We start from the raw sequence: 22,600 nt of genomic DNA on the forward strand, positions 1-22,600 counted from the left end.
TCAGTATGAGGCTTGATAACGAGACGCACGAACTCGATCTGGTCGCAAAGGCGTTTCAGATTATCTCGAGAGAAATCAGCTATCAGGGATTGGCCAAGGCTCTCCTCATGGAGGCGCTGAGCTACTCCGGGGCCAGTCGGGGGGCGATCCTGCTCAGCGGGCAAAGAGAGCTGCTTGCCAAGGCCGATGCGAGCTTCCCGCGCGAGAGGGCGAACTTCCTTGCCTCCTTCCCGCCGCACGCCGAATTCCGCCTGCCGAGCGACCTTGCCGAAGAGGTGCTCGATCGAAAGCAAACGGTCGTGAGGCAAGCCGGCGCGGAGAGCTCCGCACTGATCGATCCCGCGAACCCGCCGTCTGGAAAGATAGCGCAGCTGTGCCTGCCGTTGATTCACCAGCACTGGGCGATCGGCGTTCTCTATCTCGAAGCGGATGGAGATGCGGAGATCTTCACGCCGCGATGCGTCTGGGTGACATCCATGCTGGCCAATCAGGCCGCCGTCTCATTCGAATCCGTCCGCCTGTTCGAGGCGCTGCGCGAGACCAATATGTGGATGGTCAGAGGGCAGCAGATCGGCGGGATGGGCAGCTATCGCTGGAACACGCGGACCCTGCTCTCGCGCGGATCGCGCGAATGTTACCGCATCCTGGATATCGACCTGGACGTGAACCCCGTGCCCTTCGAGGTGTTCAGGAGCCGGGTCCATCCCGAGGATTATCCCGCGCTGGAGCAAGACCTCACCGAGGCGATCAGCACGAAGTCGCCATTCACCCACGAGTACCGCGTGATCCACCGGGACGGCAAGACGTTGCATGTCGTCGCCGTTGGGCAATTCGATGAGGGGCCCACGGGAGACCTCGAGCTGGAAGGCATCATCACGGATGTCTCGCAACGGAAGGCGGCGGAGCAGGCTCTCGCCGACGCGCGAAACGAGCTTGCGCGTGCGACGGGTCTGACGTCCCTTGGCGAGCTCGCCGGCTCGATCATTCACGAGATCGACCAGCCGCTGACGGGCATGATCATGAGCGCGGAAGCTTGCCTCCGGTGGCTCGCCCGGGATCCCGTTCAGGCCGCGGAGGCCCGCAAATCGGTCGCACGCATCATCAGACAGGCACGTCGAGCTGCGGAGGTTGTGACCGGGGTCCGCTCTCTCGTGCGGGGCACGCAGGTCCATTTTGCCGAGTTCGATATCAACGATGCGGTTGCGGAGGTTCTGCTTCTGTCGAACAGGGAAATCGAGCGAGCCGGGGTCATCGTCCGTACCGACTTCGATCGATCATCGCCGCGTGTCGAAGCAGACCGTGTTCAGGTCCAGCAGGTCGCCCTCAACCTCGTGCGCAACGCGATCGAGGCCATGGCCGGGGTCGAGGACGGGAACCGCATTTTGGCCCTCTCTTCGGGGGTCGCCGATGGTATGATTTCCGTGGCAATCGCGGATACGGGGGGCGGCATCAGCCCGGCTGATAGAGAGCGGGTCTTCGAGACGCTCTACACGACGAAGGGAGCGGGACTCGGTCTGGGACTGTCGATCTGCCGCAAGATAGTGAAACTCCACGGAGGACAGCTATGGGTGGAAGAAAACGGGAGGTGCGGAGCGAAGTTCACCTTCGCTCTCCCGCTTCGCCAGGCGGTTCAGACGTCGGAAAGCCGGTAGACATGCCTCCTTCCGGCGTTGTTCATATCGTCGACGATGACCGCGCGGTTCGCGAGTCCCTTGGCGATCTGCTCGAGTCCCTGCACTACAAGGTCGCCCTGTACGGATCAGCCTCGGATTTCCTCAAGGTCGAACTGTCGGATGCCCCTGCGTGCCTGGTGCTCGATGTCAGATTGCCCGGCACGAGTGGCTTGGAGCTGCAGGAGTACCTGACGAAAATCAATGTCGGAATCCCGGTGATCCTGATGACCGCCTTTGGCGACATTCCCATGTCGGTAAGAGGCATGAAGCTGGGGGCGGTCGATTTTCTCACCAAGCCGATACGGGATCAGGACCTTCTCGATGCGATCACGGCCGCGATCCGAAAGGACATCGATCGGCGCGACGACAGCGCGCACCTGACGCAGTTGCAGGAGAAGTTTGCACTCCTGACCACGCGCGAGCGGCAAGTGATGACGCTGGTGGCATCCGGTCTGATGAACAAGCAGGTCGCCAGCGAGCTCTCGATCAGCGAAGCGACAGTCAAGATGCATCGTGGCAGCGTGATGCGGAAGCTCGGGGCAAAAACCGCGGCAATGCTCGTCCGAATGGCAGAAGCGCTCCAACTCCAGGGCTGAAGCTTCGGGACTGGCATCTCGTGCTGAATCATCTCGGCGCCTTCAATGCACGCGACCCATACCTAAGTATGGGCCGGAACAGCACAAGCGTGAGATTGTCCGCGGGGGCGATGAAAAGCATGTTGCCCCTGTGCGGTGCTGTCAGCCGGCGTTGGCAGCGCGTCTTGACCGGAGAGGTAACGTCACGTGCAGCTTGCGGCTTCAACGCCCGTATCCAGGCGACCAGGGCATCTCCTCCGTGCAGAAATTCGTTGACGATTGGACGCGGCCATCCGGAGCACAGAACAGGGCGACGACGATGGGGATGTACGTATCAAATTCGAGTGAGAGCACGCCACGGATGGCGGTCTCCGCTTCGCCAATCCGGCCGGTGGACGAGACGCTGTCTTCTAGGCCGTCCGACGCAGCGCTTCATCCGACGGTCAGCATAACGCCTTCCGAGCCGGTGAAGCGCCTTGGGATAGGCTGGCGCTGGTGGTTTTCGGAGAGCGTTCACCTCCCGGTCGGCAACAGGATTGAATTTCGCTTTCAGGGGTCGAGACATCTCCTGGCGTTGTACAACGAGGGAGCGCGGAAAAGCGGTGAGACCTCCATCGATGGCCTCTGCTCGTCGAAGCTGCGCGGCTCCGAGCACAGGCTGACCTTTGTCCCGGCGGGACGCGCCTATCGGGAATGGCATGAGACTGCCTCGTCTGCGCAGGTGACCTTCCTCTACTTCGATCCCGCCGCGCTTCACAAGTCCGACGACAGCGCGGCCGGGCTCGCGCCGAGAATATACTTCGAGGATCCGCTGGTCTGGGAAACCGCCTCCAAATTGAAGAAGGCGATCGAGAGCGCCGAGACGAATTGCGCGCCCTACCTCGAAGCGCTCTGCGGCGTGCTCGCCCACGAGCTTTCCAGGTCTGATCACGATGTTGTTCGCGAACCGGCAGCGGTCAGTCGTGGAGGTCTCGCGGGTTGGCAGAAGCGTGTCGTGGTCGAGTACGTCGAGGGGCATCTGGGAGAACAGGTCTGCCTCCTCAAGCTCGCCGAGCTCGTCAGGCTCAGCGTTCACCACTTCTGCCGCGCTTTCAAGAAGTCGTTCGGAATCCCGGCCTACCAGTATCAGGTGCAGCGACGCATGGAGTTCGCCAAGCTGCGGCTGGCGGATCGCGCGGTATCGATTACGGACATCGCACTCAGCCTGGGCTATGCGCAAACGAGCTCCTTCAGCTCCGCCTTTCGCAAAGCGACGGGTTGGACTCCTACGGACTATCGCAGGGGGTTCGAATGAATAGATCCGAGGCACGATAGATCGGGCAGAGCAGGCGACAGGCAGCCTCGTACGGGCAGAAATCCCCGGGAAGTCTGTAACCGGATCGCCCCGAGCCACGAAATGTCCAGGTGAGACCGCCTCGGATCGGCTGCCATCGGAACATCGATTTCACCGGGCGCAACAGGTGTCGAGGGAGGGACCGCAGATGACGAGCATTCGATACCGCAAGGCGGACGTGGACGGACTGAACGTATTTTACCGGGAGGCTGGCCGGGCTGACGCGCCCGCCTTGCTGCTGCTGCACGGATTTCCGACGGCCGGCCACATGTTCCGCGAGTTGATCCCGGCACTCTCGGATCGCTTCCGACTGGTGGCGCCGGATCTGCCCGGGTTCGGCCAGTCCGACATGCCGGCTCGCGAAAGCTTTGCATATACGTTTGCCGCGTTGGCGCAGGTGATCGAACGGTTCACAGAAGTCATCGGACTCGCCCGTTTCTCGCTCTACGTCTTCGACTATGGCGCGCCGACGGGCTTTCGGATGGCTCTTCGGCATCCCGAGCGCATCGTTTCCATCATCTCGCAGAATGGCAATGCCTATGAGGAGGGATTGAGCGATGGCTGGAGCCCGATCCGGGCTTACTGGCAAGATGCATCGCAAGCGAATCGGGCGGTGCTGCGATCATTCCTTTCGCCGGAGACGACGGTCTGGCAATACACCTACGGGGTGCCTGACACCTCCCTGATCTCCCCTGATGGCTTCACGCTGGACAACCATTATCTCGAGCGCCCAGGCGCGGACGAGATCCAGCTCGATCTCTTCGGCGACTACAGGACCAACGTCGCCATGTATCCGGAATTCCAGGCCTACTTCCGCAAGCACAAGCCGCCCTTCCTGGCGGTCTGGGGCAAGAACGATCCCTTTTTCCTGCCGGCGGGCGCGACGGCGTTTCAGCGCGACATGCCGGGCGCCGAAGTGCGCTTCTTCGACACAGGGCACTTTGCGCTCGAGACTCACGCGCGGGAGATCGCAGCTTCGATCGGTGATTTTCTTGGCCAGCTGAATTCGAATGGGTAACCGCCGCTTCCCTCGCCGCGAGAAACGTCGGGAGAGCCATCATGCGCGCCATCGTTCTTGAAAAATTCGGTGGCTTGGACAGCCTCGTCTATCGAGACGTTCCGGAGCCGGAGCCGCAGCTCGGTCATGCCGTCATCGAGGTCAAGGGATTCGGCAAGTCGTGCCCGGGCGGAGAATTTCCGGTGGGCGCCAAGGTGGCCGCATTGATGGGCGGTCTCGGTCGAACCATCAACGGCAGCTACGCCGAATACACGCGTGCGCCGGTCTCGAACGTCGCATCGATCGATGCGGATTTGCCCTGGGCCGAGCTCGCAGCGATCCCCGAAACCTTCGCGACGGCATGGACCTGTCTCTTCCGAAATCTCGATCTCGCGAAAGGTCAGGTTCTCGTCATTCGCGGAGCGACGTCCTCGTTCGGTCAGGCCGCACTCAAGCTTGCGGTCAATGCCGGCGCGCGGGTCATCGCGACGACGCGCAGCCGGGAACGCTTTGCCCTGCTGGAGAAGCTCGGAGCCGCGCGCTGCGAAATCGAACGGCGCGATCTCTCGAAGCATCTGCCCGAGGCGAAGCAGGTCGACGCAGTCTTGGACCTCGTCGGCAACAGCGTCGTGCTCGACACTCTCGCCATGCTTCGCCGCGGCGGCCGCTCCTGTCTCGCCGGCTGGCTCGGCGGGCTTGATCCGATTCCGGATTTCAACCCGCTGCTGCAGATGCCGAGCGGCGTCTACCTGACCTTCTTCGGCAGCTTCGTGTTCGGCACGCCCGGGTTCCCGCTCTCCGACGTGCCGCTGCGGGAAATCGCCGCCGATGCGGCGGCCGGCCGGCTGGACGTCAAGCCGGCGCGGGTCTTTCGCTTCGACGAGATTCGCGAGGCGCATCGCGTCATGGAGGCGAACGAGGCAGTCGGAAAGATGGTCGTTGTTCGCGACTGATATTTGCAAGCTTGGTATTCGGGAGGGTTCATATGTCGAAATCAGTCGCCATCGTGACGGGGGCGAGCCAGGGAATCGGCCGGGCGACCGCGGTACGCCTGGCGCGCGATTTCTCGGCGCTTGCCCTGGTCGCGCGAAACCGCGCCAATCTCGAGGACACCGCAAGGGCGGTCCGGGCCGCCGGCGCCGGGGTGCTGGTGATCGATGCCGATCTGGCCGAACCTCGTGCCGCTCAATCTGTCGTCGACCAGACCTTGGCGGCGTTCGGCCGGATCGATGCCCTGCTCAATATCGCAGGCGCGGTACCTCAGGTCGATCTGTTCGAGACGACGGAAGCACAGTGGGACGCCGGACTGGCGTTGAAGCTGCATGGCGCCCGGCGGCTCACGATCGCCGCCTGGCCGTCGCTCATGGCCGCGCAGGGGGCGGTGGTGTTGATGTCGGGAAACTCGGCCTCTTTCCCCAAGGCGCCCTATGCCGCGGTCGGCACCATCAACGCTGCAATCGTCGCCTTGGCAAAGGCGTTCTCCGACAAGGGAATCAGCGATGGCGTCCAGGTCAACAGCGTCCTGCCGGGGCCGGTGATGACGGGCCGCCGCCGCTCCTACCTCGAGCACTGGGCGCCCCTGCACAACATGACCGTCGAGGAAGCCACGGCGAAGTTTCCCAAGGACGCCGGGATCGCGCGTTACGGTGAGCCGGAAGAGATTGCCGAGTTGATGGCGTTCCTCGTATCGCCCGGCGCGCGCTGGATGACCGGCTCGGCATTGCGGATGGACGGCGGCGAGGTGAAATCGATATAATCGGTTTTCACCCGAAGGCCGTCCGCGGAAGTGGCCCACTTGCAAAAGCGTTCGATGCGCGCAAGCATGGAGTAAGGGCTCTTTCGCTCTTCGCGAGCGCTGAGGAATAGCGGCAAAACCGTCATGCAGTTTGACACCAAGATCGCGGTCGTGGTCCGCACCGACCTTGAGCCGTGGCAGAAGCTGAACGTGGCCTCTTTCCTCGCCAGCGGGATCGCGGCGGCTTTTCCGGCCTGCATCGGCGACCCCTACGAAGACGGCTCCGGGACGAAATATCTGCCGTTGATCGGCCAGCCCATCCTGATCTATGGCGCCGACCGCGCGGCGCTATCTCGCGCGCTCGATCGCGCACTGACGCGCGGAGTGACGCCGGGGCTCTATACCGAGGACATGTTCAGGACCGCTCACGACGCCGCCAACCGCGAGGTCGTGAAGGCCGTTTCCCGCACAGACCTGAATCTGGTTGGAATTTCGATGCGCGCCGAGCGCAAGGTGATCGACAAGATCGTCGACGGGTTGAAATTTCACGGCTGACGCTTCCCGATCTGCCCCGGCCGTCCTTTTCAGTCTTCGCCAGATCTGGCTCTGAGGAGCTCGTCGCGGCGCCTGATCAGAATCTCGAGCCGCGCGGCCTGATCGTCAATTCGCTGGCCGACGAGCTCTTCGCTCATCGCGGCGACATGTGAGGCCGACTGTTCAATCAGCTCGCGAAGCTTCGCCGCCGTGGCGGCAATCTGGCGCTCGATTTCAGCGAGGTGGATGTCTTCACCGTGCATGGCGGGTCTTTGATTTCGGGGCTTGGCGGGCGATCGGGCGCGGCATTCAGAAGTACAGGTGCCGGGCACCGTGCATTTCAAGGACACATCCCCTCTGAGTGCGCGTCGCCTTCATCAGATCGCTTCCGCAATCGGCGCATTTGACGAGCGCCTCCAGCGGCCCGCCGTCGACGGCGAGAGAGCCAAGGCAGGACACGGTGTTGCATGCCGCGCACCGGATCTTCGTCAGGGTGATGTCAAAGGCAAAGGCTTCTTGAAGCAAATGTGTGCCGGGGTCACCGCCAAGAATGAGGTCGGCGATGTTGTCTGCCATGGCGATCATGCTCCTGTTGGCCCGAAACGCTCGGTTCTTATGGCGAGAGGGTCGAAGCCGAGCTTCACGAGCATGCTCGAGATGCCCTCGACAAACCCGGTGGGACCGCAAATGAAGAACGTGGGATTCTGCTCGCGCGTAAAGCTGTTCTCTGCGAGCAGCGCCTCGTTGACCCGTCCCCGATGTCCGTTCCAGTCGCTCGGATGCTCGCGGGTGAGCGCATAGACCAGGCGGAGGTCGCGATCGCCGCGAGCCATCGTAGCGAGTTCATCCCGATACACGATTTCGGCAAGGCTGCGTGCCGAATAGATCAATGATGCCGGTATGCGTGCGAGCGACCTCCTGCGGTGGCGCAACATGGCCATCAAAGGCGTAATCCCGGTACCGCCCGCGACCAGGCAAATCGGTCCACCGCGCGTTTGACTCCAGATGAAATGCAGCCCAATGGGCCCCCGAAATTCGAGAGCATCACCAACCTGCAATTCGTCGAGGAGATAGGACGACACCTCACCGTCCTCGACCCGTTCCACGGTGAGAGCGAGCAGCTTTTCTTCCGGAGGCGATGCGATCGAGTAACTTCGTTCGGCCTGATAGCCGTCATCGGCGGTGAGACGGATGTCGACGTGCTGGCCGGGCCAGTGCCCGGACCAGTTGGCCGGCTGCAGGATGATGCTCTTCACCCGGCTTGTCTCAGTCACGATGGCCTGCACGCGACCGGTCTGCCACGCGATGCTGGGCTGCTGCAGAGGCGCATCAGTCGCCGTCATAGCGCTGCTCCCGCCAGGGATCGCCATAATTGTGATAACCACGCGATTCCCAGAACCCGGGCTCGTCCTTGGGCATGAAGCGGAGCCTTCGCAGCCACTTTGCGCTCTTCCAGAAGTAGAGATGCGGCACCAGGAGTCGCGCGGGGCCGCCGTGCGCCGGGGCGAGCGGCAGGCCCTCATAGCGGGTCGCGATCATCGCCTTTCCCGCGACCAGGTCGGTCACCGGAAGGTTCGTCGTGTATCCGCCGTCGCAATGCGCCATGACATAGGCGTTCGGCGGCTCGCTCAGCCCGACCACCTTGAGAAGGTCGTCGAAGCTGACGCCCTGCCAGACCGTGCTGAGCTTGGTCCATTTGGTGACGCAGTGAATGTCGACCGCGATCGTGGTCTGGGGCAGTGCCTCGAATTCGTCCCAGGTCCATTTCCCCAGCAACGATCCGCCGAGTTGAAGCGCAATCTTCCAGTCGGCGACACGGATATCCGGCGTGGGTCCGGCGGACAGCACCGGGAAGTCGGTCGTCAGATACTGACCCGGCGGCAGCCGGGCGGCTTCGGGTGCCTGTCGCCTGGATTTGAAGCCGCGAGAAACGGGAGGTCGGTCCATGGAAGCGTGCCCTTGTGCGGTGACGCGCGGGATGTGCCAACGCGCGTCGGCGTAACCTGCAGCCCACGTCAGCGCACATGAACCCTGATCGATGCCTTGTCGATGGCCGTCGCGGTGAATGCATCAAGATTGCGAAAGACGAAGCAATCACGGCTGCGCAGGCAAGAACTGTTTCAATGTCAAATGCGGCTTCGTCCTGAAGTGGTTCAGAAGGAGGAGACGATGTCGAGCGTGAGCCGGTCCTTGCATTCCGACGAACTCGCTTACCTCACCGCGCACGAACTGGCAGCTCGCATCCGGCGACGTGATCTGTCGCCGGTTGACGTGGTCGATGCGTTCATCCGGCGCATCGAAGCGCGCAACCCGAGCCTGAATGCGCTGGTTTATCTCGATTTCGACGGCGCCCGCACGAGGGCGAAAGAGGCCGAGCGCGCGTTGGTCGCAGGCGAGTCGTGGGGCCCACTGCACGGCATTCCGTCGGCGCTCAAGGATCTGTTCGACTTCAAGCCGGGCTGGCCTGCGAGCCTGGGCGGCATCCGCGCGCTCAAGCACCACGTCGTGAACGGTTACTGCGTGTTCTGCGAGCGCATGGAGAAGCGTGGGGGGGCCGTGTTCCTCGGCAAGACCAACAGCCCTCTCATGGGATTCCGGGGCACCTGCGACAACTACCTGTTTGGTCCCACGCGCAACCCGTTCAATCTTGCCAAGAACACGGGCGGCTCATCCGGAGGAAGCGCCGCGGCGGTCGCCGATGGACTGCTACCCATTGCAGAAGGCACGGATGCCGGCGGCTCGATACGAATCCCATCGGCCTGGTGTGGGGTCTATGGCTACAAGGCGTCGTTCGGACGCGTGCCGTTCCTCGTGCGTCCCAACGCGTTCGGCGTGGCCGACTCTCCGTTCCTGTTCGAAGGGCCCATCACGCGGACGGTCGAAGATGCCGCAATTGCGTTGAACGTACTTGCCGGCCCTGATCCGCGAGATCCCTTCAGCCTGATCGAGCCGCCCGTCGACTTCACCGCGGCGACCCGTCGTTCGATCCGTGGCCTCAAGATTGCCTATAGTCCGGATCTGGACGTCTTTCCGGTCGACGGAAAAGTCGCGGCGACGGTCCGCCGCGCGGTACAGGCGTTCGAGGAAGCCGGCGCTCATGTGGAGGAAGTGAAGCTCGGCATCGTTCGCTCGCAACGGGAGCTGAGCGACGTCTGGTCGCGTCTCTACATGCTTCTGAACCTGCAGGCGATCGAGAACATGAAGCGCGACGGCATCGATCTGTTCGGCAAGCATCGCGACGACTTTCCGCCTGAATACATGGATTGGGTCGAGAAGACCAATCGCGTGTCGGGGCTCGATTTCTTCCGCGACCAGGCTGTCCGGTCGGAGGTCTACGATGCCTTCCAGAACGTCCTTGAAAGATTCGATCTATTGGTCACGCCGACCGTCGCGTGCCCGCCGGTCGACAACGCCAGCGACGGCAACACGGCTGGGCCGAAGTCGATCAATGGTGTCGAGATAGATCCTCTGATCGGATGGGCCCTGACCTACTTCGTCAACTTTACGGGCCATCCGGCAGCCTCAATTCCAGCAGGTCTGTCCGACGGGCTTCCGGTCGGGATGCAGATCATAGGTCGGCGAAACGCCGACTTCGACGTGCTGGCGGCGAGCGCGGCTTTCGAGCGGCTTCGTCCCTGGCAGGACAACTACCGGATCTGCCGCGAGCGCCCCCTGAGAACAGCCCCGCTTTCAGACCTCACCCGCTGACCTTGCACCCTCTCGGTCGCTTCCATGGCCGTCCGCGCCGCGATCGCGGCGCCGATTGGGGCCGCGCGTCCTGCTTCCGCAGCGTCAACCTCTTCACCGATCGCAGGTTCGGCACGGAATGCATCAAGATGGCCAAAGCGGAAGCAATCCCCAGCGCGCAGGATCCTCCGCGACTGGCTAAGTCATCTCTCGACAGGTCAATTGTGCCGGCGCCTCGCGCGTTCGGCCGCAGTCGCGGGAGAAGACAATGCGCGTGGGAGTCCAGGCAGCAGCGGCGGTCATCGTAGGCAGTGCGGTCGCAACGATTCTGTTCTTCGGATCGCTTAGGGATAGCAATGCCCAGAGCAATACGCGCTATCTGCCGGAATACACCGCGGACGGGCAGTTGCTCCTGCCGAAGAATTTCCACGAGTGGGTCTATGTCGGCTCGCCGCTGACGCCGAACGCCCTCAACGGCGGACAGGCGAACTTCCCGGAATTCCACAACGTCTATATCGAGCCGGGCTCGTACGCGATCTACAAGAAGACCAGCGAATTCCCCGAAGGGACGATCCTGTTCAAGGAGCTGCAGCTGACGTTGCCGCAGGAGAACGCCGACGGCTCGCGAACGGAAGCGTCGGGACGGGGCTACTTCCCGGGCAAGTGGAACGGCGCCGACGTGACCGTCAAGGATTCGAAGCGCTTCGCCGACACCAACGGGTGGGGCTATTTCAACTTCAATCACCACGAACCGAAGGCGCCGACGGCCAAGGTGAAGTCGAAGGACGAGTGCGCCTACTGCCATATCGCCAACGCCAAGAAGGATGAGGTCTGGACCCAGTTCTATCCGCTGCTGGACAACAAGGACGCGCGGTGACCGCGTAATCGGCGGAAGATCGGCATGAAAATCCTCAAAGCCGCCTGTGTCGCCGTCGTCGTGATCCTCGGGATCGCGGCCGCGGTCAGGCAGTCACAGCTGCCGGCGAACGCGGCGGATGGCGTTTCGACCGGTGCGAGTGTCGCCGACCGCGACGGGCATCTGCACGTGCCCGATGACTATCGTACGACCTATCAGCTCCTCGGAAGCTGGGCGATTGCGGCAGACGACACTCACGGCTCGAAGGAGCTTCACGTCGTGTACGCCTCGCCCGGAGTGATCGACGCCTATCGGAAGGACAAGCGCTTCCCGGACGGTGCGGTGCTGGTCAAGGAAGTGTTCAAGGCGGCAACCTCTGAAATGACGACCGGTACCGTCAGCCGCGCCGATGCTTTGAAGGGATGGTTCGTCATGGTGAAGGACACCGCGAACCGTCACCCGGAGAGCGCGTTGTGGGGCGACGGCTGGGGATGGTCCTGGTTCGACGCGGGCGATCACTCGAAAACGACGACGACGAATTACAGGGCGCAATGCCAGGCGTGCCATGTACCCGTGCGGGCGTCCGACTGGGTTTACGTCGATGGATACCCTCCGCTGAAGCCATAGCAATGGTGCAGGTCACCGAAAGTCATTCGATTTACCAAAGCCAATCATCAAAGGAGCGAGAGATGGCTAAAGAAGCGACGGCGAGCGAGATGGGAATGTCGAAGGGGCAGACTGGCCATCTCTATATCCAGACCAATGAGATCGATAACGCCATTATTCACTACACGCGGCAGGCGGACGGCAAGCTGGCCGAGGTCGCGCGTATCAAGACGGGCGGCGCCGGCTCCGGTGAATTCAAGCCGATCAGCGGCCAGGACAGCGCGCCCAACTCTTACGAGGGTGCAGGAAGCGTCATCATTACATCCGATCGGCGCTTTCTGTTTGCGACCAATGGCGGAGACAATTCCGTTTCGAGCTTCCGCCTGGAGAGCGACGGTCGTCTCACGCTGCTCGACGTGAAGTCGACCGGCAACCCGGTCGAGGGCAGGAGTGGCACGGCCAAATCGCTGGCTTTCGCTCCGTCGACGCGCACCCTCTTCGTGCTGCACGCGTTCGGACCGGATCATCTTCGGCTGATGTCGGTCGATGCCGAAGGCATGCTCAAGACGCGGCCCGAGCGATACACGGTGAATACGTACAGCAAGCGGAACCGTGTCTCCACCATGGTCGTGGTCTCGCCCAACGAGGAGCTCGTGCTTGTCGGCACCACTTTCGATGAGCCGATCGCGCTCACCGGCTTGTATCCCGACGGCTCGCCGATTCTCTGGGTCCAGCGCGCCGGCGGCGCGTTGCACTCGATTGCGTCGAATGCACCGGATCCGGACGGCCTTGCCGTGTTCGCCCTGCAAAAGGACGGCTCGCTCGGCACGGCCAGGTTCTACGATGCGAAGGGCGGTTCTCCGTTCTACATCGCGTTCCTGAATCAGCGTCCGAATACGTTCGTGATCGGCTATGCCGTCGGCGACGGATGCTCCATCTGCACCATCGAGAAGAACGGCTCGATCAAGATCGGCCCGCTCGTCAAGATCGACACCAGCGCGGGCCTGCCGTCCGAGCTGTGCTGGCTGGCCGTCGCTCCCGATGATCGCACGATCTACGCAACGAACTTCGGCTACAGCAACATCAGCAGCTACCGCATCAATGGTGGCGGCCTGGAGATTGCGTGCGATCCGGCGTGCCCGAAGGTTCCCGGCGACGGCACCGCGAGGGGATTGAACGGGACCGTGACGAGCGGTCCCAGCGATAGCTGGATCTCGCCGGACGGCGCCTATCTCTATCAGATCTACGGCAACGCCTCGAAGCTGGTCAGCTACAGCACCCAGCCGGACGGTTCGCTGAAGGAGATCGGCAGCGTCAAGATCCCGTACAACGGCTCCCAGGGTCTTGCGGGTTTCTGATCCCGGTTTCGCGACATGAGGTCCGGGCGTGGTCGGCATTGCCGTTCCACGCCCGGCCTCTCCCTCGCCGATATGCGAGACACACACGGTCAATCATGAGCCCCGAGACGGATGTTTGAAGCAATTCACGAGCGCTCTCGCGGGACATCCGCGGCTCATCCCGGCCAACCGGGAGAAGGGCAGAGCGCCACGGAAAAATTCGATCTGCAGCGCGCTGCCGGGGAAGCTCGCGTGGTGTTCTCCGGCGCCGCAAACGGCACGGAGATCATCAACGTCTATCAGAAGTTTCCGATGGCCGTTGCCTTCCCGAATGTCGACGATCGTCGGCGCAAGGAGGCGGTCCTCATCAATACCTCGGGCGGTGTCGCAGGCGGCGACGAGATCAGGATCGAGGTGGTCGCTCAAGGGAATGCGTCGGTCGCGGTGACCACGCAGGCCGCGGAGAAGGTCTATCGGGCGCTGGATCGGCCTGCGCGAATCCGGACGCGGTTAAGGGCTGAGGGAAATGCCCGGCTTGCGTGGCTTCCGCAAGAGACGATCGTCTTCAACCAGGCGCGCATCGCGCGGCAGACCGAGATCGATGTGAACTCGGGTACCGAATTGATTGCCCTCGAGTGGCTGGTTCTTGGCCGCATCGAAAGCGGCGAGGAGGTTCTTGCCGGACATATCCTGGACAGTTGGCGCGTCAGGGTCGACGGCCGTCTGGTGTGGGCGGATGGCTTCCTCGCCTCAGACCAGGCGCTCCCGCAGCTTCGGAAGACGGCGCTGCTCTCGAACTGGAAGGCGATCGCGACAATGATCTATTTCGGTCCGGGTCTCGAGGCCCGGCTCGAGAGATTGCGCGAGATCGGTGCTTCGCTGGAATGCGCGTGCGGCGTCACGATCGTGGGCGCGATCATCGTGGTCCGGGTCGCCGCGATTGCAAGCGTGGACCTCAGGCGAGGTCTGCGCCGCTTCCTCGATCAACTCGACCATGAGCTCGGATCCGGTCCCTTCGGAGTGCCGAAGATGTGGTCCTGTTAGCAGCGCGGCCAGGTGGGAGGAGCATCTTGAATCTGACGCCACGGGAACGAGACAAGCTGATGATAGCCCTCGCCGCGATCGTTGCGCGCGGCCGGCTCGCGCGAGGCGTCAAGCTGAATTATCCCGAAAGCATCGCATTGATTTCGGATGCCATCATGGAAGGCGCCCGCGACGGACGATCGGTCGCGGATCTGATGTCCGAAGGTGGCCGGCTGCTGCGCCGCGACCAGGTCATGGAGGGCATCCCGGAAATGATCCGCGAGATCCAGGTCGAGGCAACGTTTCCGGACGGGACCAAGCTTGTCCCGGTGCACAACCCGATCCGATAGGAGCCGATGATGCGCATCATCCCGATTTGCGTCGCTGCGTTGAGCCTGCTTGCGGCGCCGGCCTTCGCTCATCCCATTCCGGGCGCGGGCAGTTCGTTCGACGCCGGTCTCGTCCATCCGTTCAGCGGCGCCGATCATCTGATTGCGGTCACGTTGGTGGGAACGTGGAGCGCGCTCGTGGGCGGATCCGCGAGAGCCGTGTGGCCGCTGACCTTTCTGATCGCGATGCTGGGCGGCTTCGCCGCGGCAAGCGCAGGACTTGAGCTGGGATTTGTGGAGGCGGCGATCAGCCTCTCGGTGGTGGCGCTGGCAGCGTTCGTTGCGTTCGAATTCAGGATGCCCGTCATGCTGGGCGCGGCGGCCGTCGGCCTGTTCGCGTTCTTCCATGGTCACGCCCACGGAACTGAAGCCGCCGCGATGCTTGTCCCCTATGTGATCGGCTTCACGACGGCGACCGCCGCTCTTCTCCTGACCGGCATGGTCATCGGGTTCTCAGGAGGAAACGCGACCAGACGAAGCTTGCTTCGCGCGGCGGGCGTATGCGCTGGCCTTGTCGGGCTGCTGCTGCTTGGAGGCGTGGCATGATTCCCGGGGAGGTCATTCCGGCTGACGGCGACATCGTCCTGAACGGGGACCGGACCGGACCATCGATTGCCGTAGCCAACACCGGCGACCGGCCGGTCCAGGTGGGCAGCCATTATCACTTCGCCGAAGTGAACGCCGTACTCGCGTTCGATCGATCCCTTGCCCGTGGGTGCCGCCTCGATATCCCGGCCGGGACGGCCGTGCGATTCGAGCCGGGTCAGTCGCGCGAGGTCTCATTGATCCCGTTTGCCGGAGCGCGGCGCATCTACGGCTTCAGCGGCGGCGTGATGGGACCTCTGGAATCAGGAAACGATGCGTCCGGCGCCAACGAATAAGGTCAGGAAGACATGTCCCACACGATGAGCCGCGCTGCCTATGCGCAGATGTTCGGCCCCACGGTCGGCGACAGGGTGCGCCTGGCGGATACTGACCTGTTCATCGAGCCCGAGAGGGACCTCACCATCTATGGCGAGGAGGTCAAGTTCGGCGGCGGCAAGGTCATTCGCGACGGCATGGGACAATCGCAGCTCACGCGCGCGCAGGGCGCGGTCGATACGGTCATTACCAATGCGCTGATCCTCGATCACTGGGGAATCGTCAAGGCCGACATCGCGATCAGGGACGGGCTCATTGCCGCCATCGGCAAGGCGGGCAATCCCGACGTACAGCCGGGTGTATCGATCATCATTGGGCCGGGGACGGAAATCATCGCGGGCGAGGGCAAGATCATCACCGCCGGCGGAATGGATACGCACATTCATTTCATCTGCCCTCAGCAGATCGACGAGGCGCTTTTCTCGGGCGTCACGACCATGATGGGTGGCGGCACCGGACCTGCCGCTGGGACGACGGCGACGACCTGTACGCCGGGGCCATGGCACATCCATCGGATGCTCGAGGCGCTGGATGGGTTCCCGATGAACTTCGGCATTTTCGGCAAGGGCAATGCGAGCCTACCCGCGGGCCTGGTCGAGCAGATCGAAGCCGGCGCGTGTGGCCTGAAGCTGCACGAGGACTGGGGCGCAACGCCCGCATCGATCGACTGCTGCCTCTCTGTCGCGGACGACATGGACGTGCAAGTCATGATCCACACCGATTCCCTGAACGAAGGCGGGTTCGTCGAGCGCACGATCGCCGCGTTCAAGGGCAGGACGATCCATGCGGCCCATACGGAAGGGGCCGGCGGCGGGCACGCGCCTGATATCATCAAGGTCTGCGGCGAGAGCAACGTCATTCCGGCCTCGACAAATCCGACGCGTCCCTACACCGCGAACACGCTCGACGAAGCACTCGACATGCTGATGGTGACCCACCATCTGGACCGTCGCATTCCGGAGGATGTCGCCTTCGCGGAAAGCCGCATCCGAAAGGAGACGATTGCCGCAGAGGATATCCTGCACGATCTCGGCGCGTTCTCGATCGTGTCGTCGGATAGCCAGGCGATGGGGCGCGTCGGCGAGGTGATCACGCGGACGTGGCAGACCGCCGACAAGATGAAGAAGCAGTTCGGGCGGTTGCCGGAGGAGACCGGGCAGAACGATAATTTCAGGGCGCGGCGCTACGTCGCAAAATACACGATCAATCCGGCCATCGTGCAGGGAATGTCACGCCATGTCGGTTCGGTCGAGGTCGGGAAGCTCGCGGACATCGTCGTCTGGGATCCGGCGTTCTTCGGGATCAAGCCCGACATGGTCTTGAAATCCGGCATGATCGTCGCCGCGATCATGGGCGACCCCAATGCGTCGATACCGACGCCTCAGCCGGAATATTACCGGCCGATGTTCGGTGCCTTCGGCCGTTCTCCCGGCAGAAATTCTGTGACCTTCGTCAGTCAGGCCTCGCTCGAAACGACGAGACAATTGGGCCTGGCCAAGCAACTCCTGCCGGTCTCGAACACGCGATCGATCGGCAAGCATTCCATGATCCTCAACGACGCGCTGCCCCGCATGGAGGTCGATGCCGAAACCTACGAGGTGCGGGCCGACGGACGGCTGCTCACGTGTCCGCCGGTGAATGTGGTCCCGATGGCGCAGCGCTATTTCATGTACTGACGCGTTGCCGGCATGGTGGTGCGATGACAGACCAGAGTTATGGACATACGGCGCTGGCGTTCCTGAGGCTGCAGAGCTGGCTCTCGCCGTCGTTCCCGAACGGGGCCTACAGCTACTCGCACGGACTGGAGTGGGCGGTGGAGGCCGGCTATGTCTCCGATCGGCGCAGCCTGATCGATTGGCTCGAGGCCGACCTTTGCTACGGCTCGGGCCGGAACGAAGCCATCTTCTTCAGCGAAGCCTACCGATGCGTGGCCGAGGGCGCCGAGGACCAGCTCCCGGATCTGGCCGAACTCGCAGCCGCTTCCCGCGGCACATCCGAATTCGTGCTCGAATCCGCCCAGCAATCGTCTGCGTGCCTTACGACCCTTCGCAGTGTCTGGCCGGATCGAATTCTGGACATCTTCTCAGATCCGAAATGTCCGCCGGTGCTGGCCGTCCTGCTCGGAGCGCGAGCGGCGCGCGAGCGGATTGCCGTCGACATCGCGCTGCCGGCATTCCTGCACAGCTATGTCGCCAATCTGGTGAGCGCGGGCGTGCGATTGGTGCCTCTCGGTCAGACCGACGGTCAGCTTGCCATCGCGGCGCTCGAGCTGCCGATCCTGTCGCGCAGTGAAGTCGCAAGCCGTGAGACGGTCGACGATCTCGGTTCGGCGGGCCTGATGGTTGAGCTCGCGTCCATCGCACACGAGCTCCAATATACGAGGTTGTTTCGGTCATGAAGACGATTGAACACGAGAGCAGGTCTCTCCGCACACCCGGCATTGCGGCAACCAACGGGCCGCTGCGCGTCGGAATCGGCGGTCCGGTCGGTTCCGGAAAGACGGCGCTGGTCGAGGCGCTGTGCAAGCACCTGCGCGATTTCTATGAGATCTACGTCATCACCAACGACATCTACACCAAGGAGGATCAGCTCATTCTGACCCGCGCGCAGGCATTGGCGGCGGAGCGCATCATGGGGGTGGAGACGGGTGGCTGTCCGCATACGGCCATACGGGAGGACGCCTCGATGAACCTGGCGGCGATCCACGACATGAACCTGAAGTTTCCGGACGCGGAGCTTTGCTTCGTCGAGTCGGGTGGCGACAATCTCGCCGCCACCTTCAGCCCGGAGCTTGCGGACCTGACCGTCTACGTCATCGACGTCGCCGCCGGAGAGAAGATCCCGCGCAAGGGAGGGCCGGGGATCATGCGATCCGATCTGCTGGTGATCAACAAGATCGATCTGGCTCCCATGGTGGGCGCGAATCTGGAGATCATGGAAGCGGACGCGCGGCGGATGCGAGGCGCGCGACCGTTCATCTTCTCCAATCTGAAGAGTGGCCAAGGTGTCGATGAGATTGCGGGCTTCATTCTGCAGAAGGGCGGGTTGTCCGCCGCGGCGCTGTCTGGAGGTGCCGATCGATGACGGATGATGACCAGGAGTTTGCCGGCGATCTGGCCAGGCTGCGCCGCAGCATCGACAATCTGGATGCGGCGATGGTGCACCTGCTCGCAGAGCGCTTTCGCTGTACGGACGCGATCGGAGAGCTCAAGGCCAGGCATGGACTGGAATCCCGGGATCCCAGACGTGAAGCGGCGCAATTGAAACGGCTTCGCATCCTCGCCGCACAGAGCGGGCTCGATCCGGATTTTACCCGGAAGCTGCATGCCCTGGTCGTTCGAGAAGTCATCACCAATCATGAGGCGGTGAAGTTCGAGTCGGGAGCCGGCTAGAGCGACGAATATCATCGCAAGCCTGCTCCGGCGAAACGAGGTCCAGCCGAGAGCCGCCATCCCTGGGAGCCACATTTGTCGAATGATCTGCGCAGCTGCGCCGCCGCTCTGGCGATCGTAGCGAGCTTCTGGACGCACCCCGCGATCGCGGACGAACCCGGAAACGCCGACTATGCGGCGCTGAACAAGGCGATCGTCGATGGCAAGGAATTTCGCATGCTCGTCGACCTTTCAGCCTGTCAAGTTCACGGCACGGGCGCGGCGGGACCTCCGGTCAAGGCCAGCATGCGGTTTGACGGATACATGATCCAGCCTGACGGGACGATCGCTTTCGCAACGACCCATTTCACGGTGAGACCGGACAAGGCGGTCAGGGAATTCCTGTCGTTCAGGGTGCACCCAAACGGCAGGATCGAGGCGCGCACGATGGTCCTGGATGCCGTCAATGACGCCGTTCTCAAGGATACGGCATTCGATTGCGAGATTGGAAAAGGCGCGACATTCCACTGGTGATGCGCGGTCGTTACGCGGACTGGTCGACCAGGCTGCCGGGCTGCTGGCCCTTCTTCTCCAGCTGCTTTTCGATGGCGTCCCGGATCTTCTGCTCCACCGCCGCTTTCTGGTCCGGGGTCATGTTGGCGAGGTCGGCCTCGCTGAGATTCATGCTCTTCAGAATGGCAGCCCGCATACGGTCGAAGGGATTCATCTTCGCGTATTTCAGGAATTCCTGCACGACGCTGCTGTCGCCCGATGCGCCATCTTCGTTGGCTTGCGAGGGCCCACCATTGTCGGTCACCGGCGGCTTCGATGCACCGGTCGTTGAGCCGGCTTTTGCAGGCTGGTAGCCGAAGATTGATGCTCCTGGCGTGACTTGCATGTTCGGCCCCTCGAGACGATCGCGAAGGGCAAGCAACGTGCGTGCCAGATGTTTTCGTTGGATTTCCCGATGTTTCCGGGCTCGCGCTCATCGGCAGCTTGAAAAAATTGCCGGTGCGGCGGTGTCGCCGGCAAAGTTTGCCCGGTCGCCTGCGCGAATCGCGTCGTCGCGCGTGCCGTCGGCACCGATCAGGTTGCCTTCACTCCGGCGCTCTCCGTGCGTCGCCAAAGGCCGAGCCTGAACCATAGCAGCCTGGCAGCGGTCGATGGCCATCGCACCTCCCACGCCGGGCGCCGCGGTTTGTCCAGGCGCTCGGCAATCAGGAATGCACTGGTCGCGGCCATCGCCGCCAAATGCCCGCCTTGCGTCGCCAACGGAACGAGCATCAGCGCCCAGCAGGCTCCGCAACACCAGATACCCTGGGTGACGCCATATCCGAGAGCAGCCAGGTCGGCCCTGATCCCATACGCCGCCAGCGGCGGCTGGTCGTGGCAGTGGTTCAGGCAGATCTGTTTCACGGGGGAGAATTGCCAGACTAGGACGAGCGATCCCGCCAATGCGATCGTGACGATCGATGATGATTGCATCAGTTGCAGCGCCAGCACGGCCAGTACGATGGGAACGCCACAGGCAGCCCAGATGGACCAGTATCCGATCATGAAGAGCGCCATCGACCGCATGCGTCGACGCGGCAGGCTTCGCGCACGCACGTGCCCAAGAGCGCCCGCGAGCATCGGCGTCATCATCGCCGCTACCATCAGCATCCATTCGCCGGTGAGTGTTGTCGGCGAATAGAACGTCATGGCAAGGGCGAGCTGATCGAGCGACAGTGCCGGCCAGACATCGCTGTTGCAGAAGGCGACGAGCCTGCGCTGGTCCGACAACGCCACGACGGCCGCCCACGCGGCGGCTGCCGCGACGGTGAGCGGAATACGGATTTGCAGACGCTCGTAGGCCGCGGGCGTCATGAGCGGCCGTCAATCGCCCTGTCGGACGATGCTGATGCGGCCGACACTCACGTCGGCCGACTGCTGCACCGGCGCGACGGCCTGGAGACGAACGCCGACCTTTGCGAGATCGGCAGTGCCCGAACCGGCGAACTCCGAATAGGGCTTGGTGATGTTCAGCGCGTACGACAAGCCGTCTCCCGCGTGCCCGGTATCGCTCTCCGTCGCCTTGGTGATGCCGAAGAGCCCGATGCTCCCGACCTGCCGCTCGAAGGACGGCGCGCCGTCCTTCCCCGCAAACTGCAGATAGACCTGCAGCACGGTGGCGTCGGAATATCCGCGCACATTCTCCAGATTGAGAAAGACCTGCTCCGCGCGCGCCCCGGGCGCGGGGCCGGCAGCCAGCCTGGCGGCAACTTTCGTATGCGTACGCGCATCGAGTTGCACGGAGGTCTCGGCACCTTTCCCTGCGACGGGAAGCGATTGGGCATTGGCGCCAAGCACCTCAACTGTTGCTCCAGTCGATCTCGCCATCGCGACCGCTCCGGATGATGTCGCTGTCCTGCCGGCGACGGCCGCCAACGGCGCGCCTGCCGGCGAGAAATCGCTGTAAGTATAGCCCACCCCGGCAAAGTCCGACATCTGTTCCGGCGTGTACTCCCACGGCGAGCCGTCGGGGAGAGGAACGACAAATTTATGCTGGCCGAGGCTGGCAGGTCCCTTCTTCCAGCTGGCTTCTTCCGGATCCGTGTTCTGGGAATCGCTCTGCCTCCAGCTTTGCCACAGCCGATCGATATTCGCGTGGTGCAGCCAGAAGATGGGATCCAGGCCGGCCGTCACCGGTGACGACATCAGTCCCGGCAATGGCCTCGTGCTCGCCTCCGGGAACATCTTCTCGCCGCCGACAAGGCCGTGAACCTGGTCGTGCGGTTGACTTTCGATGTCGCCATGCTTGGTGCCGCCGTGCTCGAAGCCGGTGTCGATGCCACCGAAGCCGCGGTCGCCGCCACTTGCCACACCGGTGAACTCGTGAACGTCCATCGCGTCCAGGTTCACGGCGTCGAGCGGGACGAAGACCTTGCCGGGCTGCGAGGGATCGCCGGGTCCCCACCGCTGTTCAATGAAGAGGGGATTGTTGCCGGTGCCGTCCGGCCAGTCCGGGCTGCCGAATGCCGGCGGCAAGCCATCCTGACCGGGTTTGAAGTAGTTCCAGTAAGGCAAGGTCCAGTCAGGCGGCCCACCGAGCGTCACGACGGTCGAGCGAATGAGCTTCTCAAACCCGATCAGATAGCCGCGGTGCCATGGCAGAAAATACCAGCTGCCGTGCTGACATTGCTGCCAGAACTCGTCGAAGTCGGCCTGGGCAGGAACTTGCTCGGCAGGCGCCTTGTAGCCGTAGAACTCCCACAGGCCCTGATGATAGCCGTGCATGCCGGCCCAGAAGCGCCAGCTGGTTCGATCGTTGAGCGGCTTCGGCCTCAATGCGCCAACCGCGCGCGCGTACCAGAGAATCGGATCCGCCCAGTCGCCGCCAAGCTCCCACACGTTCTGTCGAACCAGCATGCCGTTCTCCTTGTCGCTTGACTGCGGCGCCGGCCGGCCGAGAGAACGGGCAGGCGGCTCCGCCGGATTGATCTTCCTCTCATCCACCAGCTCGCCTTGAGAGCCGGCATCTTGGGTCACTCGGACTTCGACCGAGGACGCCCTGCAATCGCCGC

At 63.0% G+C, this 22,600-nt stretch carries 27 protein-coding genes; 20 read left to right on the forward strand and 7 right to left on the reverse strand.

From position 1 onward, the window contains the following. Positions 1-5: 5 nt before the first annotated feature. The 7 genes from AB7Z56_RS05025 (at position 6) to AB7Z56_RS05055 (ending at position 6,868) form a co-directional block, all read left to right on the forward strand. Positions 6-1,652 carry an ATP-binding protein gene (locus tag AB7Z56_RS05025; RefSeq protein ID WP_063980881.1) on the forward strand — a complete coding sequence of 549 codons (1,647 nt, stop codon included), beginning with the start codon at positions 6-8 and terminating at the stop codon, positions 1,650-1,652. A 2-nt stretch (positions 1,653-1,654) separates the two neighbouring features. Beyond that, complete coding sequence (locus AB7Z56_RS05030; protein WP_063980882.1) at positions 1,655-2,269, forward strand: response regulator transcription factor; 615 nt, start codon at positions 1,655-1,657, stop codon at positions 2,267-2,269. Between the two features lie 370 nt (positions 2,270-2,639). After that, entirely contained in the window at positions 2,640-3,542 is a 903-nt protein-coding gene (locus AB7Z56_RS05035; RefSeq protein WP_231143842.1) for a helix-turn-helix transcriptional regulator, read from the forward strand. A 187-nt stretch (positions 3,543-3,729) separates the two neighbouring features. Beyond that, entirely contained in the window at positions 3,730-4,599 is an 870-nt protein-coding gene (locus AB7Z56_RS05040) for an alpha/beta fold hydrolase (protein ID WP_063980883.1), read from the forward strand. A 41-nt stretch (positions 4,600-4,640) separates the two neighbouring features. Beyond that, positions 4,641-5,531: a zinc-binding dehydrogenase gene (locus AB7Z56_RS05045; RefSeq protein WP_063980884.1), complete on the forward strand. Its 891-nt coding sequence runs from the start codon at positions 4,641-4,643 to the stop codon at positions 5,529-5,531. 32 nt (positions 5,532-5,563) lie between these two features. Then, complete coding sequence (locus AB7Z56_RS05050; protein ID WP_063980885.1) at positions 5,564-6,334, forward strand: SDR family oxidoreductase; 771 nt, start codon at positions 5,564-5,566, stop codon at positions 6,332-6,334. Between the two features lie 123 nt (positions 6,335-6,457). After that, positions 6,458-6,868 carry a DUF2000 family protein gene (locus AB7Z56_RS05055; protein ID WP_063980886.1) on the forward strand — a complete coding sequence of 137 codons (411 nt, stop codon included), beginning with the start codon at positions 6,458-6,460 and terminating at the stop codon, positions 6,866-6,868. 29 nt (positions 6,869-6,897) lie between these two features. Here the strand turns inward: AB7Z56_RS05055 and AB7Z56_RS05060 are convergent, their stop codons facing one another. From AB7Z56_RS05060 to AB7Z56_RS05075, 4 genes are read right to left on the reverse strand one after another with little or no spacing between them, the layout of a single operon-like run. After that, positions 6,898-7,191 carry a hypothetical protein gene (locus AB7Z56_RS05060; protein WP_187387914.1) on the reverse strand — a complete coding sequence of 98 codons (294 nt, stop codon included), beginning with the start codon at positions 7,189-7,191 and terminating at the stop codon, positions 6,898-6,900. Next, positions 7,157-7,423, reverse strand: coding sequence for a DUF6510 family protein (locus tag AB7Z56_RS05065; protein WP_224517587.1), 267 nt, complete (start codon positions 7,421-7,423; stop codon positions 7,157-7,159). The genes AB7Z56_RS05060 and AB7Z56_RS05065 overlap by 35 nt, the downstream gene beginning before the upstream one ends. 5 nt (positions 7,424-7,428) lie before the next feature. After that, on the reverse strand, positions 7,429-8,190 hold the full coding sequence (locus tag AB7Z56_RS05070) for a ferredoxin reductase (RefSeq protein ID WP_063980889.1): 762 nt from the start codon (positions 8,188-8,190) through the stop codon (positions 7,429-7,431). Then, entirely contained in the window at positions 8,177-8,794 is a 618-nt protein-coding gene (locus tag AB7Z56_RS05075; protein WP_063980890.1) for a sulfite oxidase-like oxidoreductase, read from the reverse strand. Before AB7Z56_RS05075 ends, AB7Z56_RS05070 begins: the two co-directional genes overlap by 14 nt. 222 nt (positions 8,795-9,016) lie before the next feature. On the opposite strand from AB7Z56_RS05075, the gene AB7Z56_RS05080 reads away from it, so the two are divergent. From AB7Z56_RS05080 to AB7Z56_RS05140, 13 genes are all read left to right on the forward strand, one after another. Further along, positions 9,017-10,555 (forward strand): amidase, encoded by a 1,539-nt coding sequence (locus AB7Z56_RS05080; protein WP_063986067.1) that lies wholly within the window; start codon positions 9,017-9,019, stop codon positions 10,553-10,555. Positions 10,556-10,802: 247 nt separating this feature from the next. Then, on the forward strand, positions 10,803-11,411 hold the full coding sequence (locus AB7Z56_RS05085; protein ID WP_063980891.1) for a cytochrome P460 family protein: 609 nt from the start codon (positions 10,803-10,805) through the stop codon (positions 11,409-11,411). A 24-nt stretch (positions 11,412-11,435) separates the two neighbouring features. Then, a complete protein-coding gene (locus tag AB7Z56_RS05090; RefSeq protein WP_063980892.1) occupies positions 11,436-12,017 on the forward strand; it encodes a cytochrome P460 family protein in 582 nt (193 codons plus the stop codon). A gap of 62 nt (positions 12,018-12,079) precedes the next feature. Continuing rightward, positions 12,080-13,354: a beta-propeller fold lactonase family protein gene (locus AB7Z56_RS05095; protein ID WP_063980893.1), complete on the forward strand. Its 1,275-nt coding sequence runs from the start codon at positions 12,080-12,082 to the stop codon at positions 13,352-13,354. 231 nt (positions 13,355-13,585) lie between these two features. After that, a complete protein-coding gene (locus AB7Z56_RS05100) occupies positions 13,586-14,377 on the forward strand; it encodes an urease accessory protein UreD (RefSeq protein ID WP_084794955.1) in 792 nt (263 codons plus the stop codon). 26 nt (positions 14,378-14,403) lie between these two features. Next, on the forward strand, positions 14,404-14,706 hold the full coding sequence (locus AB7Z56_RS05105; protein WP_028148889.1) for an urease subunit gamma: 303 nt from the start codon (positions 14,404-14,406) through the stop codon (positions 14,704-14,706). 9 nt (positions 14,707-14,715) lie between these two features. Next, positions 14,716-15,291, forward strand: coding sequence for a HupE/UreJ family protein (locus AB7Z56_RS05110; RefSeq protein ID WP_231143844.1), 576 nt, complete (start codon positions 14,716-14,718; stop codon positions 15,289-15,291). Next, positions 15,288-15,626: an urease subunit beta gene (locus AB7Z56_RS05115; protein ID WP_063980895.1), complete on the forward strand. Its 339-nt coding sequence runs from the start codon at positions 15,288-15,290 to the stop codon at positions 15,624-15,626. Before AB7Z56_RS05110 ends, AB7Z56_RS05115 begins: the two co-directional genes overlap by 4 nt. 12 nt (positions 15,627-15,638) lie before the next feature. Continuing rightward, positions 15,639-17,342: an urease subunit alpha gene (gene ureC, locus AB7Z56_RS05120; RefSeq protein WP_231143845.1), complete on the forward strand. Its 1,704-nt coding sequence runs from the start codon at positions 15,639-15,641 to the stop codon at positions 17,340-17,342. Between the two features lie 23 nt (positions 17,343-17,365). Next, entirely contained in the window at positions 17,366-18,064 is a 699-nt protein-coding gene (locus AB7Z56_RS05125; protein WP_063980897.1) for an urease accessory protein UreF, read from the forward strand. Beyond that, complete coding sequence (ureG, locus tag AB7Z56_RS05130) at positions 18,061-18,750, forward strand: urease accessory protein UreG (RefSeq protein ID WP_063980898.1); 690 nt, start codon at positions 18,061-18,063, stop codon at positions 18,748-18,750. The genes AB7Z56_RS05125 and ureG overlap by 4 nt, the downstream gene beginning before the upstream one ends. Further along, positions 18,747-19,058 (forward strand): chorismate mutase, encoded by a 312-nt coding sequence (locus tag AB7Z56_RS05135; RefSeq protein WP_063980899.1) that lies wholly within the window; start codon positions 18,747-18,749, stop codon positions 19,056-19,058. Before ureG ends, AB7Z56_RS05135 begins: the two co-directional genes overlap by 4 nt. A 75-nt stretch (positions 19,059-19,133) precedes the next feature. Continuing rightward, on the forward strand, positions 19,134-19,571 hold the full coding sequence (locus AB7Z56_RS05140; RefSeq protein ID WP_084794956.1) for a VirK family protein: 438 nt from the start codon (positions 19,134-19,136) through the stop codon (positions 19,569-19,571). Between the two features lie 10 nt (positions 19,572-19,581). Here AB7Z56_RS05140 and AB7Z56_RS05145 read toward each other — a convergent pair whose 3' ends face one another. The 3 genes from AB7Z56_RS05145 to AB7Z56_RS05155 all read right to left on the reverse strand — a co-directional run bounded on the left by AB7Z56_RS05145 (position 19,582) and on the right by AB7Z56_RS05155 (position 22,445). Further along, a complete protein-coding gene (locus tag AB7Z56_RS05145) occupies positions 19,582-19,935 on the reverse strand; it encodes a hypothetical protein (RefSeq protein ID WP_063980900.1) in 354 nt (117 codons plus the stop codon). Positions 19,936-20,123: 188 nt separating this feature from the next. Continuing rightward, positions 20,124-20,903 carry a DUF2182 domain-containing protein gene (locus AB7Z56_RS05150; RefSeq protein ID WP_063980901.1) on the reverse strand — a complete coding sequence of 260 codons (780 nt, stop codon included), beginning with the start codon at positions 20,901-20,903 and terminating at the stop codon, positions 20,124-20,126. A 9-nt stretch (positions 20,904-20,912) separates the two neighbouring features. Continuing rightward, the gene (locus AB7Z56_RS05155; protein ID WP_247316142.1) at positions 20,913-22,445 is read right to left on the reverse strand and encodes a tyrosinase family protein; all 1,533 of its coding nucleotides are present in this window, start codon (positions 22,443-22,445) and stop codon (positions 20,913-20,915) included. Positions 22,446-22,600: the final 155 nt, after the last annotated feature.

It is taken from the genome of Bradyrhizobium sp. 482_C4_N1_8 (assembly GCF_052075965.1).
GTDB lineage: Bacteria > Pseudomonadota > Alphaproteobacteria > Rhizobiales > Xanthobacteraceae > Bradyrhizobium > Bradyrhizobium barranii.